15 protein-coding genes are annotated in these 18,454 nt (G+C 39.3%); 12 read left to right on the top strand and 3 right to left on the bottom strand.

The annotated features are described in order from the left end of the window. Positions 1-176: 176 nt before the first annotated feature. From cas2 to csx18, 3 genes are all read right to left on the bottom strand, one after another. Complete coding sequence (cas2, locus tag CDC37_RS04990; protein WP_096620761.1) at positions 177-458, bottom strand: CRISPR-associated endonuclease Cas2; 282 nt, start codon at positions 456-458, stop codon at positions 177-179. Further along, complete coding sequence (gene cas1, locus CDC37_RS04985) at positions 458-1,450, bottom strand: CRISPR-associated endonuclease Cas1 (protein WP_096620760.1); 993 nt, start codon at positions 1,448-1,450, stop codon at positions 458-460. Before cas1 ends, cas2 begins: the two co-directional genes overlap by 1 nt. Positions 1,451-1,688: 238 nt before the next feature. After that, positions 1,689-1,943 carry a CRISPR-associated protein Csx18 gene (gene csx18, locus CDC37_RS04980; protein WP_096620759.1) on the bottom strand — a complete coding sequence of 85 codons (255 nt, stop codon included), beginning with the start codon at positions 1,941-1,943 and terminating at the stop codon, positions 1,689-1,691. A 310-nt stretch (positions 1,944-2,253) separates the two neighbouring features. Here csx18 and CDC37_RS04975 point away from each other — a divergent pair, with 310 nt between their 5' ends. The 12 genes from CDC37_RS04975 to CDC37_RS04920 all read left to right on the top strand — a co-directional run bounded on the left by CDC37_RS04975 (position 2,254) and on the right by CDC37_RS04920 (position 18,393). Further along, entirely contained in the window at positions 2,254-3,402 is a 1,149-nt protein-coding gene (locus tag CDC37_RS04975) for a helix-turn-helix transcriptional regulator (protein ID WP_096620758.1), read from the top strand. 61 nt (positions 3,403-3,463) lie between these two features. Next, positions 3,464-3,754, top strand: coding sequence for a nucleotidyltransferase family protein (locus CDC37_RS04970; protein ID WP_096620757.1), 291 nt, complete (start codon positions 3,464-3,466; stop codon positions 3,752-3,754). Positions 3,755-3,812: 58 nt separating this feature from the next. Beyond that, positions 3,813-4,094, top strand: coding sequence for a HepT-like ribonuclease domain-containing protein (locus tag CDC37_RS04965; protein WP_197707044.1), 282 nt, complete (start codon positions 3,813-3,815; stop codon positions 4,092-4,094). A gap of 798 nt (positions 4,095-4,892) precedes the next feature. Then, positions 4,893-6,851, top strand: a complete 1,959-nt coding sequence (htpG, locus tag CDC37_RS04960) for a molecular chaperone HtpG (RefSeq protein ID WP_096620756.1) — start codon at positions 4,893-4,895, stop codon at positions 6,849-6,851. A 147-nt stretch (positions 6,852-6,998) separates the two neighbouring features. Continuing rightward, positions 6,999-7,235 (top strand): 50S ribosomal protein L28, encoded by a 237-nt coding sequence (gene rpmB / locus CDC37_RS04955; RefSeq protein ID WP_096620755.1) that lies wholly within the window; start codon positions 6,999-7,001, stop codon positions 7,233-7,235. A 625-nt stretch (positions 7,236-7,860) separates the two neighbouring features. Next, positions 7,861-12,648, top strand: a complete 4,788-nt coding sequence (gene hpsA / locus CDC37_RS04950) for a hormogonium polysaccharide biosynthesis protein HpsA (protein WP_096620754.1) — start codon at positions 7,861-7,863, stop codon at positions 12,646-12,648. Positions 12,649-12,936: 288 nt separating this feature from the next. Next, entirely contained in the window at positions 12,937-13,563 is a 627-nt protein-coding gene (locus tag CDC37_RS04945; RefSeq protein WP_231943222.1) for a prepilin-type N-terminal cleavage/methylation domain-containing protein, read from the top strand. A 126-nt stretch (positions 13,564-13,689) separates the two neighbouring features. After that, positions 13,690-14,763, top strand: coding sequence for a hormogonium polysaccharide secretion pseudopilin HpsC (gene hpsC, locus CDC37_RS04940; protein ID WP_096620752.1), 1,074 nt, complete (start codon positions 13,690-13,692; stop codon positions 14,761-14,763). A gap of 23 nt (positions 14,764-14,786) precedes the next feature. Next, entirely contained in the window at positions 14,787-15,512 is a 726-nt protein-coding gene (locus CDC37_RS04935; protein ID WP_096620751.1) for a pilus assembly FimT family protein, read from the top strand. A gap of 92 nt (positions 15,513-15,604) precedes the next feature. Beyond that, positions 15,605-16,576 (top strand): hormogonium polysaccharide biosynthesis glycosyltransferase HpsE, encoded by a 972-nt coding sequence (hpsE, locus tag CDC37_RS04930; RefSeq protein ID WP_096620750.1) that lies wholly within the window; start codon positions 15,605-15,607, stop codon positions 16,574-16,576. 473 nt (positions 16,577-17,049) lie between these two features. Beyond that, complete coding sequence (locus tag CDC37_RS04925; RefSeq protein ID WP_096620749.1) at positions 17,050-17,673, top strand: pilus assembly FimT family protein; 624 nt, start codon at positions 17,050-17,052, stop codon at positions 17,671-17,673. 111 nt (positions 17,674-17,784) lie between these two features. Further along, on the top strand, positions 17,785-18,393 hold the full coding sequence (locus tag CDC37_RS04920) for a TIGR04282 family arsenosugar biosynthesis glycosyltransferase (protein ID WP_096620748.1): 609 nt from the start codon (positions 17,785-17,787) through the stop codon (positions 18,391-18,393). Positions 18,394-18,454 lie beyond the last annotated feature (61 nt).

Genomic DNA, 18,454 nt, shown 5'->3' with positions numbered 1-18,454 from the left:
TTTAAACCCTGATACAGCAAGATGTCCAGAGGCGGATTGCGAGGGGGTCTAAAAAATTGTCGTCGAAGCAGTAAAAATCCATGACAAAAATCCTTCAAACCCTTACACAGCAAGGCGGCGAGGGGGTCAACAAAAAAATAGGCATTTCGGCGATTTCCTGACCCCCTCGCACAAAGTCAGATAATCACCGAACTAGGAAAGGAAGTTACCGGAGGACTAACACCCCAAACCTCAACCTGTCCTAGGGTATGCTGGGACAAGGGATAAAAGCGTAGACTATCTTCCTCTAACTTTACAACTTTCCGCAGTCGCTGACACAGTTCCTTGAATTTGCTATGGGTTAGCTGACATTCAAAAACTGAATACTGCACCCGTTGTCCATACCCTTCTAGTAAATCTGATATTTTCTTGCGTCGTTTGTCACAAGGAATATCATAGGCAACAATATATAACAGCATTACCTGATTTGATAGGGTTGATATTGATAGCTGGGATTGTACACAAACTGCTTATAGGCTTTAACTTGTCGCGTTAATAAATCCCAACGGGGCTGTTTCTCGCCATTATCATCTTGAATTTGTTCTTCCATCCGTTGGGAAAATGCCTGCAAATATTTTTTTCTTCCTGTGTCATTTAAAAAACAACCACCATCCCGATATTCAAAATCATTTTGAGCATCAATTACCCGGCTATTGACTAACCATAGCAACAGGGAATCTACAATGGGAGCGCGAAACTCTTCAATTAAATCTGAAGCCAAAGCTGCATGTCCATCGTGGGCGATATGAAGGGAAGCATAATAAGGGTCAAGTCCTTGTAATTCAATCAAAGCTAATAGATGATTCCACAAAACTTGATAGCCAAAACTTAAGATAGCATTTACCGGATTACCGGGAGGACGACGGGTTCTGGCGGTAAAAATAAAATCAGAATTTGTCAAACATTCCCCCAATACACTAAAATATTGGGCAGCACCAGCACCTTCAATACCCATAAGTTTTTCTCTGGTTTCGGCAGTACCTGCTTGAGTTGCTAAATAATCAAGACTTTGTAAAACAGCTTCAATATTAGTGGATTCCAATCGCTTTCGTTGTCGTCGTAATAAAATCCGACTATTTTTTAGTTTAGCCTGAACAATGGCACGAGCAGTAATCAAATTATCTGTTAATAAAAGCTGCTGTTGATAACGGGATAATTGACGAAAACCCCTGGCAATTGGTAATATGCGTCCGTAACAATAACCCATTCGCGACAGGTAGGCAATGGGAATATCACGCCATAAACAGGCTCGAATTGCTTGGGTGGAAACTTGGGATTTACCAAATATTAAAACTTGTTCTAATAGGGGTAATTGCACCTCCCCAAGAATATTTTCACCCTGTTTGATAATTAGTGATTCTTGGTTTAAACCAACGTAGCAATTTTGCTGGGAAACGTAGAGAGTTAACATTTTAATATAATTCGTAATTTGTAATAGCCTGCGGCAAGCCGCTTCGCGTACGTAATACCCGCTCGCGGGAAGCTAGCTACGTAATTTGTAATTTGTCAGGATTTACGCAATCACTGTGCTGCTAAATCCTCATCTGAGATAATTGGCGTTGCTGAATAAATATATGAATTGAAAATTTGACGTTGTGTAGAGACGTAGCATTGCTACGTCTCTTTTGTCGGAAATGTTACGAATTGTTCTAATCTCTACGCTTATTTATTTTTCCACGATGTGAATCACCTAACAACTCGGCTTGTTGTCCTGGTTCTAGCCATAATATTACCCGATCGGCAATGGTGGAAATGGTAAATGTGGCAGCCGTTACTAACAAAGTATTAATAATTACAGCAGCTAGTCCCAAGGGAGCGATGAGCAATATTACCAAAGTTATAATTCCAGTTCCAAGGGAAACTAGGGTATTGCGGATAAAAGCGGCACGCGGTGAGATATACATGGTAGCCTGGATTAGTAGGTGGAATTTAGTTTTAATTACTTATTTTTATTATATTTTGGTTATATATTTTACTTTGATTTTCCCAAAAATCCCACCTAACTGACCAGTAAAAGAAAATATTTAACTTACTTTTATCAGTCGTTCAAAAGGTTGGCTTATAATGTGTTTACCCAGCAAAATTTAAGGTACCCCAATATTTTCTTTTGTCTTGACAAATTAAAATTTCTAGTCTAGCGATTTTGAAAACCTCAAAAGATAAAGACGTGATATATCACGTCTCTAAAATTTGGTAACACCACAATATGACTGCATGGAAATAACTTGCGAACGACTTCTACTGCTAATTGCTACCTTCCTCAAATATCCAGGAGTCGGTTGTCCCGATAGCTTTGAGTCAAGAGGGAAAAAACACCATGATGCGATCGCGCAGGTGCAAAAGCGTTTTCGAGAATTAGCACACAGTTTAAATATCGACCTTCCCCCTGGTTATCCCGCTATTCCCACCCTGCGGAAGGATTTAAATATATTACGCAAATATGGCATCCTCAATCAACGAATGTACCGTTGGGGTTATTACCTGGGAACAGGTGTAATGACCATTGAGGAACTGAAAGTTGCGCTCAATGCTTTACTAAGTCAGGCGAAATTTCAAGGTCATCCCCAAGTGCGATTGATATACGAGTCCTTAGAAAAACGTCTGCGGGGTTGGGATGGGGAACTAAAAGGTGAATTATTTTACCCAGTACGTCAACATTTAAACCGAGCTATAGTCTACACAGACCCGGAGGAAATGATTGCCAAAGGTAAAAATAAAGACAATTTATATCATCAAATTAACTTAGTAGAAAAAGCCATTAGTCAAGGACAAGCGATCGCAATTTCCCGTCAATCTTCACCCTACAACCACAAGCATCTGGGGATGATGGAGGTATATCCCCTACAACTAATTTACCACGATATCGCCTGGTATTTGCTGTACGAATACTGTGACAACGGACATTTTGCTATTGGACGGGTAAACCGCTTTGCCAACTACTGTCAACTATTGGATACTATTAGGGGAATAGCCATACAACAGGAAAAGCTGAAACAAGCCTATAGACTGATTGAGAACGGTTGGGGTTTGAAGTTAGGAGATGTGGAAGAACAAAGTTTAGAACTAGCAGGAGAATTGCCATTGACTTCCATTAAGGTGAGATTTTATCCACCCGTAGCCACGTTTATTTTAGAAGGCGATCGCCGTCATCCCAGTCAAAAAATTAGCAATGTAGTTAAAGACAAATCCACGGGGGAAATATTATCGGTTGATTATACAGTCACCCTCCCCCGACGCTCCTTTGACGAATTTTTGCTGTGGTTGCATCGGTATATGGATGCAGCACAAATTATCACACCATCAGAATTAGCACAAAAGCACCTGCAAACAGCACAAAGATTAATCCAGCGATATTCAAATTAAGGGTGTTGCATAAAAAATAATTTGTGAACAATATGGAATTAAGATTATGATATTTAAAACAATGAAAAAAGATGAAGTATTAAAAGTTATCGCCTTACATCGAGAAGAACTCAAAAAAATGGGAGTAAAATCTCTCAATTTATTTGGTTCTGTTGCACGAGACGAAGCGAAAACTGATAGTGATGTGGATTTTTTGGTAGAATTTGATAGCGAAATTGGCTTATTTGAGTTTATCAAAGTACGATTATTTTTAGAAGATATATTAGATTGTTCAGTGAATATAGGAACTATAGATGCTTTGCGAGAACACATGAGGGAAGTAGTTACAAAGGATTTAATTCATGCCCTCTAGAGATTGGCAGTTTCGTATCAAAGATATGATGCAAGCCTGTATAGCAATTCAAAATTGAGTGAACAATCTGAGTTTTACCGATTTTAAAAATAACGAAACAATCGTAAAAGCAGTTCTATATGATTTTTTGATAATTGGAGAAGCGGCTATCAATATTCCAGCCAAAATTCAATCAAATTACCCAGAAATACCCTGGCGAATTATGGGTGATATGAGAAATGTGATGGCTCATGAATATTTTCAAGTTAACCTCAAAATAGTTTGGAATACTGCTAAGAATAATCTGCCAAATTTAATCGTGTTATTAGAATATTTAATAGAAAATGAGGGGATTCGGTAATTTAAAGGCATCTACAGAATTTTACCCTACCTTTTAATTCCTTCCTCCCAAGGGGGAAGGGTAAATTTAAGCAAAGTAGGGGAATTAAGGGTCAAAGTTAATATGAGAAATCCGAAATCCTAGACCTTAGCAATTTTCATCACACTAATATCGATTTGTGGTCGGGAGAGAATTCGGGGTCTGAGGAGGATTTTAAACAGTAATAATTAAAGATAAAGTTTCCGCTGCCTGTTGAAGTCGAGAGGTTTGGGAGATACCTGTCATCATTTATGCAAATTGAGTTAGTTAGACTAATTCAATCATAGTTAGTCGCTTCCGTCTGCGATCGCTCATCTACTCACTCACTTGACCTGGGGTAATTTTGCTTTAACTTACCTGTATTTCTCACAAGTGAGTAATAAGTGGTAACAGGTTAATTTTCCTACTACTCCTGTACAGATGCGATATATCGCGTCTCTCCCCGCTCCCCCCTCCCTCATTCGGAATATGTAGGGAAATCCGAAATACAACTAGACGGCAAACAATGCTGTAATCAAAGAGCGATCGCGTCACGATTGCGCGTATAATCCACGGTAGGTAAGATATCCCTGAAAATCAGGAAAATCAAGACGGTATACCAACACAGGGCAAAAATCAAGTTCACAGGTGTAGTGAGGAATACATAATTTATACTGTTCCCCTTCTATCCCTACCCTGACATACCCGTCAACTGTTAACAGTCAAAACTAAGCCAACTAAGCATCACCAGGTATCTCCACCTGATTATACGTACTATACTGAATTTCGGATTTGGGAATCATGTTAGAACAAGGCAATATTACTATTCATACTGAGAATATTTTCCCGATTATTAAAAAATCCCTCTATTCTGACCATCAAATATTCTTTCGCGAACTCGTTTCTAATGCTGTAGATGCAATTCAAAAACTCAGTATGGTATCCCGTGCAGGGGAATACAAGGGTGAAATTGGTGAACCGGAAATCGAAATCATCATCGATAAAAACAACAAAACCCTCGCCATTAGCGATAATGGTATCGGCATGACCGCCGAGGAAATCAAAAAATATATTAACCAAGTTGCCTTTTCCAGTGCCGAAGAATTTATTAGTAAGTATAAAGGTAGCTCCGACCAACCCATCATCGGTCACTTTGGTTTAGGTTTCTACTCCTCCTTCATGGTCGCCAGCCAAGTAGAAATAGATACCCTTTCCTATCAAGAAGGTTCCCAACCAGTCCACTGGGTTTGCGACGGTTCCCCCGCATTCACCATCAGCGATTCCACCCGTCGTAGCACCCGTGGAACCACCATCACCCTGCACTTAATGGAAGAGGAACTGGAATACCTGGAATCGGAACGGATTAAAAATCTGGTGAAAACCTATTGCGATTTCATGCCAGTACCCATTAAACTTAACGGCGAAGTCCTCAACCGCCAAAAAGCACCCTGGCGAGAATCACCCAATAATCTCACTAAGGAAGATTACCTAGAATTCTATCGTTATTTATACCCCTTCCAAGAAGAACCCCTACTCTGGGTACACCTCAACACCGACTACCCCTTTATTATCAACGGCATTTTATACTTCCCCAAACTCCGTCCCGACGTTGATGTCACCAAAGGACAAATCAAACTCTTCTGTAACCAGGTATTCGTCAGCGATAACGTCGAAGAAATCATGCCGCAATTTTTATTACCCATGCGCGGCGTTGTAGACAGTACCGACATCCCCCTCAACGTCTCCCGTAGTTCCCTACAAGGAGATAGAACCGTCAAAAAAATCGGTGATTACATCGCCAAAAAAGTCGGCGACAGGTTAAAAGAATTATACAGAGATAACCGGGAAGAATACATTAACGCCTGGAAAGACCTGGGAACCTTCGTCAAATTCGGCGTACTTAACGACGACAAATTCAAAAAACAAGTTGAAGACGCAATTATTTTCCGCACCACCTACCAACCCAACCCAGACACTGCCAACGTCCAAATCCCCAACGAAGACGGTGACGCATGGCAAGATGTCAATCCCGGTGCAAAATTACCCTACACCACCCTCAAAGAATATCTCGAACGCAACAAAGAACGTCACGAGAATAAAGTATTTTACTGCACCGACGAAGCAGCCCAAGCCACCTACATCGAACTTCACAAAAGTCAAGGTTTAGAAGTCCTCTACATGGACTCCTTTATCGACACCCACTTTATCAACTTCCTCGAACAGGAATACAAAGACGTTAAATTTACCCGTGTCGATTCCGACCTCGACAACACCCTCCTCGACAAAGAAAAAGCCAGCGAAATCGTTGACCCCACCACCAACAAAACCCGTAGTCAAGTCATCAAAGAAATATTTGAAAAAGCCCTCAACAAACCCCGCGTCAACATTCGCACCGAAGCCATCAAATCCGACAATCCCCAGGGAACACCTCCCGCAATGGTATTATTACCAGAAATATTGCGTCGTCTACGGGATATGAACGCCGTCATGCAACAAAAAATGGCCGAATTCCCTGACGACCATATCCTCGTTGTCAATACAGCCCATCCCCTAATTCAAAACCTCGCCACCCTCAACCAAGGTACAATAATTCAAGGCAGTGGCGAATCTCCCAACGGACAACTAGTCAACATGATTTGTCAACACGTTTACGACTTAGCCCTCATGACCCAAAAAGGCTTTGATGCAGACGGAATGAAATCCTTTGTCGAACGTTCCAACGAAGTGTTGACCAAATTAACCGAACAAGCAGCCAAATAAATACAAGGGAATGGGGAGATATTTACGCCGTGCTGTACTACAGACGCGATATATCGCGTCTCTCCCACAATTTCCTTTACTCACCGAGAGAAAACTGTACAATAGGAGATTGTCACGAAAAATCAAAAATTATCAGAAGTAAAAACTATGTCTCGTCGTTGTCAACTCACAGGTAAAAAAGCAAATAACGGATTTTCCATATCCCACTCCCACCGTCGCACCAAACGCCTACAACATGCTAACCTGCAAGTAAAACGCGTTTGGTGGGCAGAAGGGAACCGCTTTGTTAAACTTAAACTTTCCACCAAAGCCATCAAAACTCTGGAGAAAAAAGGTCTCTCGACAATGGCTAAGGAAGCAGGTCTTGACCTTAATAAATTCTAGTAATATTTTTTACGTTGCATACCAGCGAATATCCGTAAACCCCAACCCGGCTTCTCAACCAGAAGTCGGGTTTTATCAAATTGGAAACAAAAATGGGACAGATGAATTTTGTGTAGAGACGTAGCACTGCTACGTCTCATATCCCGGATATATTACAAACATTATGAGAATCAGTATCATATCCACAAGGCAGACAATCCGTCACCACCACCAAGAGATTTTCCCTTCAAAACCCGGATTCTCGAAGCATCAGTGGAAATTTCCCATATCTTCAAAACTGGATGATAGATTTTTCTTTCTAACTGGGTAATATAGACTTACTTTCCTACTTCCTTCAGTCACAACTTTATCAACTTTCCTTGCATTTTTCATGAACTTGGCAAAGTTAATGTAAAGTTATGCCTTTATTTTCTCTAGTCGGATATAAATTAAATAATTCAAATCAAACCTTTAACAATCCGGTTAACTTTTACAAAACTCAAATTCCAACCATAAAATCACAAGTAAAAAACAATCTGATGGAATAAAATGGCGGTCATCAGCGTCACCAAGAAATTGGTGGCTATGGTTTGATATCAAAATCAATTAGAAACCTGAATTAGTATTGCTGAACAGGGAATAAGCTATGTCTCGAAATCGTCGATTATTCAAAAAAATTCCAAGAACATACCGAAAATTATTTCGGGCGATCGCATCTGCCATCCACAAGCAAAAAATTTGGTTATTGCGCACCTTATGGGTGACAAAATCACCCCGCAAATCCGCAAACTCAGGGTTCGTTTTACCCACCGTGGCAATGGTGTCCCTGGTAGTTGTGCTGTTGACAGTGGCAATTTTATTCCGCTCCTTTGAGCGGTCAAATAATGCCAGTAATGTGCGGGTGAATGAGGCTGCGTTGAGTTCAGCAATGCCAGCGATTGATCGTGCTAGAGCAAAAATAGACAAATTATTTGAAGACCCAAGACTACCACGCTCTACACCTTCAGATTTAGCATTATACAATGCACTTGCAAAGGGTATAAATAAGTATACATTTGGCGATGAGACTCAACTACAAATTAGGTTTGATGTTAACGAAAATAAAAAAATTGATCAACCTGGAAGCGATACAGATTTAGCAAAGACAGAAATTATCGATACAGCTTGGCGGTATCCAGTAGATACTGATAATAATGGCAAATTTGATAGCTACACACTTTATGGAATTTATTTTCGTAGTCCTGGTCGTGATGATAAAACCGGCAAACTAGATCGAGCAAGAAATCCTTTAGAAGCCCGAACACCGCCGATGGATGATGGTTCTTTGGGCGGAATATGTAAATCAGCAAGAGGTACTGCTGCAACGCTAATCGGTGAATCTGGTTGGTACAAATCAGGTACAACTCTTAAGAAAAGCTTTTTCGTTTACGTGACTACTGTACCAATTACAGAGAATCCATCCGATCCAAAATTTGAACAATATAAAGCTGGTAGTAAAGGCTTTTCAGCGATTGAGTATCAACAAGATCAGGAACGCGTTCCAATTCCAAATAATGCCGTTGTATATGAAGACGATCTAGAAGTATCACCTGGTGGTGGTCTACAGATAAACGGACGAATTTTTACAAATAGTAATTTTCAAACGACACAACAGTTCAACAATGACCATGTGAGATTTTATCAAGTTAGTAGTCCACAATCATGTTTTTATGAAGCAGAGAATAGTAAGATCATAGTCGGTGGAAATGTTGGATTTGGTCGAATTACTGGAACCTCAAGAACAGGTAATGTTCCCATCCATTTATATAAACGGGATGGTGTCACCATTGGAACAGCCCATGTTATCAGTAATGCAAATAAATCCGTCAATAATACCGCAGGTGATATAGCCTATAACACACGAGCTTTTGCTGAACGACTTAATAAGTTAGTTGCGGTTCAAATGGGTACAAATAGAAGTGACTATAGCAAAGACCCAATAGATGTTAGAGAAGCAATTCAAACTAGAATTCAAGATAACCCCGGTTTAAATGTAGAAGAAGTACGCCAAGAAGAACTTGAAAACTACTTTAAAAAACGTATAATCAGAGTTCCATTTAGGAGAGTATCTATTAATCAAGATGGATCTGCTGATTTTGCTGGTCTACAAGATGTTGGTACAGATAAATTAAGAGCGCAAGATTCCTGGATATATCCATTCGATGCAAATACGGGTTTAACTATAAATCCTGATAAGTTACCTGCAATTGAACCGAAGAAACTCCAGGATGTCCATAAGGGAGATGAACAATTTGTTGGCGATCGCGTTCTTGTTGGCAATAATTTACCTGCTCTATGGTTTGATAAGTCACTTAAAGACTTTGTTGGCAGAAAAGCCACCCAGCTAGTTAAAGCAGGAATTAAGTGGGATTTCACCAAGGAAAACTTAGATAAGAGTGACGAAGATAGGACTCGTTCCACGCGAATTCAAGACATATTAAGTCTATCTGGAGCGACTGAACGCGATGGTTTCTTTGAGCAAAAAGCCACAGAAACACCTAAAAATAAGCTTGATAATGTTGGTGGAATGCGCGTAGTCACTGGTGCAGGTATTTTTGTTGATGGATCACAATCTGAGGGTGCTTTCTATCCTTGGGATTCGTCAACTGATTTAGATAAAAGTACACCAGGAAACCAAAATGGATCTTTCTTTCAGCCTCGTCCTTCATTGGATACCAACTTTGTTGGCAATGAAGCTAATAAAGTGAAGCCAGATAGCCTAAAGTTTAAAAATCTCGACCCCATAGTTGTATGGCCAGATACAATGCCAATGACTGGTGGAGCAAATGTTGCACGAGATATGAAGGGTGATTTATTGATGCGAGCAACTGCCGTGTATCACTACAAACTAGATGACGGTATCGATCAGCGACCGATTGCTTGTATTAGTAGCTACTATGACCCTACCGATGCTACTACCGCGAATAATGCTCCTGGCTTACCATCAAAAGCTCAATCAGCCAAAGAATTTCCTTATCCAGCAGCACCCGGTGGTAAGTCAAACAATGGTGTTGTCTATCCTCCCTATAGTGGAACTAGAGCCGCAGCGATAAGTAAATACTCCAGACAGCTAGAACGTCAAGCCAGATTAGTATACCCAGACGGACGTTTTGTTAATGAACCATTGAGAATGGCTTTATCTAAGCCAGCTAACAGCAAATTATCAATGTCTGAGAGTTCGGCGATAGACACTGCTGTCTGCGCTATTGAAATTCTGAATGGTCAATTAACACCGAATAGTAGCATAATTCCCCATGGTGCAATTTACGAGCAAGCATTTCTGGATGCGAGACAGGTTAAATCAGTAGAACAAACAACGAATGTAGCAACCCTCGGGAAAAACCCACAGTATAATCGTGCCATCGAAGAACGTCAACCTCTAGAAGTAAGGGTGACTGTTTTGGATATGGATGAGCTAAGGAAAAAAACTATTGGTGATAATTCCGAATATTTGCTCCCTAATAGTGGTATTATCTACGCGACCCGCGACGATGCGCTGCTGGATTTAAGTGATACTCCTGATCGACAAACGGGTGAAAAAACAGATGCAGCTGTGACTGCTCGTAGAAAACTCATCAGTCCTACCGATTATAAGCTTGACCCCACTCGTCGTCCCAATGGGATTATGTTAGTCAATGGTAGTCGTCTCGATCGACAAACTAACTATAGAGATGAAGAAAAAGGTTTAATTTTAGCAACTAATGTACCCGCTTACATTAAGGGTGACTTTAACTTGCATATTAAAGGAGGAGATAAATCCAAACCTGTGGAAGAATTTGGTGAAAAGTTAAGACAAGACGATGGCAGTATCAACTGGGGTAAGTTTTATCAACGTGGACAAGGTAAACCTAATAATGATTTAGATTTCGATTTTGCTTGTCGTCCTAAAGACCCTAGGCTTCCTGATTGTAGAACAGGTGATACTTGGCGACCAGCAACTGTTTTAGCAGATGCTGTCACCGTCCTTTCTGACAACTTTCGTTTCGGTTTCCGTAATGAAGGTGACTATGACCTCAGAAATAATGAAGGGGATATCAAGTCAGCAGAATATAGAAATCAAGGGTTTTTTGACAATAATTACGTTACCAGCAGTGATTGGTATAGAACAACAGGAAATATAGTTGTTCCTAGAGACTTTGATGGAAATCCGAACAACGGTAACGAACAAGGCAGTTCCTACCTGAACAATTTTGTTACTCCAATTCAGCGCAGAGTAAGATTTGGCGAATATCTAATGGAAATTTGCACAAAAATACCTGTGTCATCCTGTACAGCAGAGGATTGGAGTCTGGATGGTGCGGGATTAAAGCCAACTCCAGAAAATGTTGTGGGTAAAAATTACAGGCTTGATACTTTTAGAGCTGGTACAACTGTTGAACTAGCGAAAGTTGATTTACAAAGGTATGCTCGTCGTGTCGCTTTTTTGCGAAATATCGATGGAAACTTAATCCTAGATAATGGGCAGCCTGTTCCACTGGGAATAGATGGTACTAATGGTACTAAAATCATCAACGCCTATACCCGCAATCAGCAAACGACTCTTGGATTTGCGACATTTGGTGTACCTCCTGCAACTGAAAATGCTGCTCTATGGTTTAGAACAACAGACAAGCTTGATGGTTTACCTGGAAACAATACCAAATACGCACCTCAATATCACCTGTACTACATGACAAAAGATGGAAGGCCGTTAACAGGAACAGATCCAAATGAGCATCCATTGCTTGTACCAGTTTTGCAACTCCATGTCCCACAACCAGAACTCCCCGGTAATCTCGATAGACCATTTAGAGAACTTTTGGGTAATAATTCCAGAGACGATGGGAGAGTTAATTGGTTTCAAAATGGCTATACAACTACAACAAATGTGATTATTGCAGGTGGTGACACACCAAGCCGACCAACAGAATTTAATGGTGGTTTGGAAAACTTTGTTCGTTATTTAGAAAGATGGGGAAAGCCAGATAACGGCAGACTTGTTCCTCAAAATCATAGCCTTGCTGGTTCATTGATTCAATACAAGCGTAGTCAATATGCAACTGCTCCTTGGGAAGCAATACTTAACGACAACTCCAGTATTTTTGGTCAAGACTATAGCTCTGGCAGAAGCTCTGGCGGATACCCATTAGATTTAAATAGAGGTAGAACCTCTTTTTATACACCACCATCACGTCAATGGGGTTTTGATGTTGGTATATTATCCCAACTTCCAGACTTATTTGCTCAGACGTTTACCTTACCTCCAACAACTGAACCTAACGAATTTTTCCGAGAAGTGAATCGAGATGATCCATGGGTGAAAACCTTACTTTGTGCAAAAACTGCTGATGGTAAAAATAATGCAATTTCCGCAGATCAAAGACCAACAGAGTATTGCAGAGAAAAGACTGAGTAATTAAACACAAAATAAATTTCCCAGGAACTAATTCTGGGAAATTTAAGATTTCAGTCTTAACTAATAACTTAAGTTGCTAGTTAGTGCTTATGAACGGTATCAAAATAATACAAAATTCAGTTTTTTTTATGTATTATTTAGACACTGATACTTCAGGCTTTGTAATTATAAAGTCGTATTTTTTATAACTGGTAACTTGGGTTAATATCTGTGGAATCAATCAAGTTTTTTTGCTCCTCAGAGGACATTAATATGCATTGTACAGATTCAAAAACTTGGATAAAAAAATTGAAACTTTTTGCCTGTGCAACACAAGCTGATAATAATCCAAGTGGTTTTACAATTATTGAATCGTTAATGGCAATTATCGTCGTGGCGATTTTAATGACTGCGATCGCACCTGTGATTGTTTTATCAACAGCGACTAGAATACAAGCACGGAGAATTGAGGTCGCAACTCAAGCTGCAAAATCATATATTAATGGTGTGAATTCCGGTAATATTCCTCTTCCGGATGTTGTGACAACAACTTTTGATCAGGTTCCTGCTCCAACAAAATTAGAGAATTTGTACTGTTTTGATGTTGATGGTGGTGTTTGTGGTAAAAACCCTGAAGGTCAAGATAGTAATCAAGACTTGCGAATTCAAGCTTTTAGAACTCCTGGAGATAGGAAAAGTGGTTTTCAGATGGGTTTACGAGTTTATCGAAATGACGCTCTCAAATCAGGTAATCCCCTTAAAGCCAGTACAGCAGATAAGCGAGTTACACAAAAAGTTTTTACTGGTGGTTTAGGTGATGTTACAGCGCCATTAATTGAATTAACAACTGATATTTCTGCTGCAAATACTAGCTTTACTGACTTCTGTTCACGCTTGAAGAATTCAGCAAATACCAGCTCCGAATGTAACAGGTAAATTTAATATAGGAATCATACTTGAATATTGAACAAGATTAAGTACAGTTTCTATTCCCTACTTCCTAATCCCTAACCCCGACAGCTAGATTCAACAAATCAAAAAAGATTACCATAGCATTTGATTATGAAAAAAATACTGGGTCTATATATTTATTACAGACTAAAATTAAAAAGCCAGGAAAAGAAATCAAAAAATTCTGGTTTCACTTTACTAGAGCTACTGGTGGCAATGATTATTGCTGTTTTAGTGATTATACCATTGCTCGGCTTTATGTTAGATATTTTAAATACTGACCGTAGAGAACAAGTCAAACTTATTACGCAACAAGAAATACAATTAGCCATAGATTTTATAGGTCGGGATTTACAAGAGTCAGTTTATATATATGATGCTAAAGGCATTCAAGCAATAAGAAATCAATTACCTTATTCCACTAATAACGATAGAGTCCCTGTTCTCGTGTTTTGGAAAAGACAATTTCAAGAAAATATTATCCCATTCAAAACAAGTAAATCATCAAGAAAACAAGATGACGCTTTTGTATACTCTTTAGTTGTCTATTATTTAATTCAAAATAATGCCAATAACAATAGCAATAATATTTGGTCAGATCAGTTTCGGATTGCCAGATTTGAAATTAAAGATGGAATTCGAGATTTAGATCAGCCATTCAAAGCTGATGGAAGACCAAATTATATGAAAGATAAGGATGGAAATGAGCTAGTTCCAGATAAAGGATTTCAACGCTATGATCTGAGTGGATCAGGGACACTTGAGATCAAAATGAATAATTGGAAAAAAGATCCAAATGTAAATTACGATCTCCGCGCTAACAGTCCAAATGTACTAATAGATTATATCGATAAAAGTAAAAATAATTCACTTAATCCTGTTGATTGTACAACCGTTTTCCCTGTTGACCGACTACCAGCAGATAAGCAAGAGGAAAGGAAACAAGCACAACTAGTTCCAGCGAGTAATGGAAATTTTGCTTATCCCGGATTGAATGCAGCATTGGCTAACAGTAGTTTTTATGCTTGTGTAGACATAGATAATACTTCTGCAAAAGTTTTTCTGAGAGGTAATGCATACGCTCGTCTTGACCCACAAAATAATGCTTATAGTGATAATAATAGAGCTTATTTCCCAATGGTAAGTCTTCAAGTTCAAGGCAGAGGTGTTATCGGTATCAAGTAATATACTAAGATAGTGGAAATAAAATGTTATTCATCTCAATTTTTGATAATTTACTTCCTTTTGAGTCAACAGATAATGTCAAAATTAATGACCAGACTTGTTTCTTGAAAACTCACCAAAAATCAAGTTTAGATACATCTGCTGGGTTCACATTACTAGAAGTTCTCGTCACTATTGTAATTATAGGTATATTGTCTGCGATTGCCGCTCCTAGTTGGCTAGCTTTTACTAGTAGACAACGTATTAATAAAGTTAATGATGTTGTACTTTCTATCTTAAAGGAAGCTCAATCAAAAGCAGTTAATACAAAAGTTAGTTACAGTGCTTGGTTTCGAGATAATAATGGCAAAATAGAATATGCAATTATTCAAGCAAGAAAACAAGATTCTTTGAGAACTGAATTAACAGAGAAAGACATTAATATTTGGAAATCTTTAGGTGAAAATGTCGGAGTTAAAGATAATCAATTTTTAATGCGAACTAATATAACCGCAACTAATCAAGCGACTAATGCGATAGCATCTAAAGATTTAAAAACTCCTGTCAAAATAACATTTGATTATACAGGTGCTTTAAGTGATGCAAATCTTGGCAGTGATAATTTGAATGATTCTATTGGTCTTAGATTAGTTTTTGCAGTTCCAAAAACTTCCAATAGAAATGAGCCTAGTGACACAAAAAGATGTGTTATTGTCCAAACTATACTAGGTGGGATGCGTACTGCTCAAGACAAAAATTGTGACAAGTGAAAATACTAGAGAATATATCCGTATAAAAGCTGATGGGGAAAATATTAATAATAATCCAAAATAGACTCATCAGGCGCGAGATAGGCTCCATGATGAACACACAAATAGACTTCACCATCGCCATACCCACCTACAACGGAGCAACTCGCTTACCCGAATTGCTCACCCGTCTCCAAAACCAAATTCACACAGAAAATATCAACTGGGAAATAATTATTGTTGACAACAACAGTAATGATGACACAGCTAAAATAATCCAAAATTATCAAGCTAATTGGTCATATCCCTTCCCATTAAAATACATCTTTGAACCCAAACAAGGTGCTGGGTATGCTCGCAAACGTGCTGTTCAGGAAGCAAGGGGTAAATACATCGGATTTCTAGATGATGATAATTACCCCGAATCTACATGGGTAAAAAATGCCTATGAATTTGGAGAAAAGTATCCCCAAGCGGGAGCATTTGCTAGTCAAATTCATCCCCAATGGGAAGTGGAACCACCGGAAAATTTCCAACGAATAGCGCCTTTTTTAGCGATTACGGAACGGGGTAATCAAGCATTATTATATGTTCCCAAATCTAAGTTACTTCCGCCATCGGCTGGTTTAGTTGTGCGTAGACAAGCTTGGCTGGAAAGTATACCAAAAAATTCGATTTTAAATGGTCGAGTTGCGGGAAATACTCTTACCAGTGAGGATTTAGAAATGCTGGGGTATATGCAAAGGTTGGGGTGGGAAATTTGGTATAATCCGACGATGGAAATTTATCATCAAATTCCGGCTTGGCGATTAACAAGGGAGTATTTAATTCCTTTTTTTCGCGGTATTGGTTTAAGTCGCTATGTGACGCGGATGATAGGTGTGAAAGCGATTTTGCGTCCATTGGTTTACATATTGTATGTAATCAATGATGTTCGCAAGATTTTCATCCATTTGTGGAAGTATGGCTTGGTAATTAATACTGATTTAGTTGCAGCTTGTGAGCTTCAGTTATATGTTAGTAGTTTAATGAGTCCGTTTTATTTGTGGAGTCATGGGTATTTAAAAAATCATCAAGTTGATTGAATTGAACTCAGGACTTACGTAACTAGCATATTATTTTAAGTTCATAGTGATGACTTTAGTTCTCAAATTAAGTGCTATACGTTTTCGCATAGCGTGTCGCTTGCAAGGATTGCATTCATCTGCTTTCGCGGGAAGCAAGCGGGAGCAGGGTAGTGCTTAATAAAAACAAAAAATCAGAATTTTGTGACACTTGTGTAAGTTCTAGAACTAAAAGTAGGGCTATATCAATGAGGTCTTGTTGGGTACTCGAAAAGAAGCAAGCTACCACTGCTTTACACCCAACCGATTGATACATATTAGTTTATATTAGCGCTAAAGCGCAACTACGAATCAATCATTTAAGATTAGGAATTAGGGTTGGCTGATATTAGTAATTTAATTTTAATGATGAATTATTAATTATTGGCTTTGATGGCATGAATTAGGGTGCATTAGTTAACCAAATATTTGGATGCATTTACCAAATTACATTCATGTCAAAATATCATCATAAATCTAGCTCCAGTGGCTTTACCACTTTGGAGGTATTAATCGTGCTGATTTTAGTGGGAATTCTCAGCGCGATCGCACTACCTACTTGGCTGAATTTTCTTGCTGTTCGTCGTCTCAACACGGCTCAAAATCAAGTTTATCTGGCTCTACGTAAAGCCCAAAGTGAAGCAACTCAAAACAAACGCACTTGGCAAGCTAGTTTCCGTAGTGATAGCAATGGAGTAGTATCCTGGGCTGTTCATCCTGCAAATCCGAATCAATTTATCCACCCAGATATCCGTAATCAGGATGGGTTGTGGCAAAAATTACCCAGTGATGTCCGCATTGATGAAACCGTTAATCCCAAGGGTAATCGAGAGACAACAATTCCTAAAGCCACATCTGCTTCAGAATGGCGAATTTTATTTAACTATCAAGGCTGTCCTGTATACGCAGTCAGTAATGAATGTATAAAAACTTCATTACGCACCCTCGGACAAATTACCCTACATATCCCCACATCCAGTCAAATCAAACGTTGTGTTTATGTATCCACGGTTTTAGGAGCTTTAAGACAGGGAAAGGAACACACTCAGCCTAATAATAGCGGAAAATATTGTTATTAGAACGAACTTTGTTGACATAAATTTCGGAAATTCTGGCTAGACGCAGCAGTGCTACGTCTCTACGTTTATAATTCGTTGTGCAATTCGCAAACACTGGAAATCTTAAATCCGATGATCTTACCTTCCCACCTAATTATTTTTACACGCTATCCCGAACCCGGCAGGACAAAAACCCGATTAATTCCCAAATTAGGTGCGGAAGGTGCAGCTAATTTACAACGGCAAATGACAGAACATACCCTTGAGCAAGTGCGTATCCTACAACAGCAAATATCTATCTCTGTGGAGATACGTTTTGCGGGAGGAAGTTTACAATTGATGCGCAACTGGTTAGGAGATGAATGGATTTATCACCCCCAGGATGGAGATGACTTAGGAGAAAAAATGGCGCGATCGCTAAGTGATGTTTTTGCTCAAAATTGTCAAAAAGCTGTGATTATCGGTACTGACTGTCCCGACCTAGATGCAACTATTCTTGGTCATGCATTCCCATCCCTGGATAATTCTGATATCGTGATTGGTCCTGCTGAGGATGGTGGTTACTATCTAATCGGTTGCCGTCGTCTGTACCCGGAATTATTTGTTAACATTGCTTGGGGAACTGCTGATGTGCTTAGACAGACATGTATCCAATGGGAAAAATTGAATTTAACCCCCACCTTACTCCCCCTTCTCAGGGATATCGACCGTCCTGAAGACTTATCCAATTTTGGATTTTAGATTACCCTACGGGAAGCCGCACTACGTGCGTCTATGGATGTGAGATTACTCTTTGAGAAGT

Source organism: Calothrix sp. NIES-3974 (assembly GCF_002368395.1).
Classification (GTDB): domain Bacteria; phylum Cyanobacteriota; class Cyanobacteriia; order Cyanobacteriales; family Nostocaceae; genus NIES-3974.
Note: the sequence above shows the minus strand (reverse complement) of the source record. Positions and strands in the feature narration are given on the sequence as shown.

Excerpts from the sequence above, each read along its gene's own strand:
- cas2 (WP_096620761.1), bottom strand. The coding sequence starts at position 458 with ATGCTGTTATATATTGTTGCCTATGATATTCCTTGTGACAAACGACGC.
- cas1 (WP_096620760.1), bottom strand. The coding sequence starts at position 1,450 with ATGTTAACTCTCTACGTTTCCCAGCAAAATTGCTACGTTGGTTTAAAC.
- csx18 (WP_096620759.1), bottom strand. The coding sequence starts at position 1,943 with ATGTATATCTCACCGCGTGCCGCTTTTATCCGCAATACCCTAGTTTCC.
- CDC37_RS04975 (WP_096620758.1), top strand. The coding sequence starts at position 2,254 with ATGGAAATAACTTGCGAACGACTTCTACTGCTAATTGCTACCTTCCTC.
- CDC37_RS04970 (WP_096620757.1), top strand. The coding sequence starts at position 3,464 with ATGAAAAAAGATGAAGTATTAAAAGTTATCGCCTTACATCGAGAAGAA.
- htpG (WP_096620756.1), top strand. The coding sequence starts at position 4,893 with ATGTTAGAACAAGGCAATATTACTATTCATACTGAGAATATTTTCCCG.
- rpmB (WP_096620755.1), top strand. The coding sequence starts at position 6,999 with ATGTCTCGTCGTTGTCAACTCACAGGTAAAAAAGCAAATAACGGATTT.
- hpsA (WP_096620754.1), top strand. The coding sequence starts at position 7,861 with ATGTCTCGAAATCGTCGATTATTCAAAAAAATTCCAAGAACATACCGA.
- hpsC (WP_096620752.1), top strand. The coding sequence starts at position 13,690 with ATGAAAAAAATACTGGGTCTATATATTTATTACAGACTAAAATTAAAA.
- CDC37_RS04935 (WP_096620751.1), top strand. The coding sequence starts at position 14,787 with ATGTTATTCATCTCAATTTTTGATAATTTACTTCCTTTTGAGTCAACA.
- hpsE (WP_096620750.1), top strand. The coding sequence starts at position 15,605 with ATGAACACACAAATAGACTTCACCATCGCCATACCCACCTACAACGGA.
- CDC37_RS04925 (WP_096620749.1), top strand. The coding sequence starts at position 17,050 with ATGTCAAAATATCATCATAAATCTAGCTCCAGTGGCTTTACCACTTTG.
- CDC37_RS04920 (WP_096620748.1), top strand. The coding sequence starts at position 17,785 with ATGATCTTACCTTCCCACCTAATTATTTTTACACGCTATCCCGAACCC.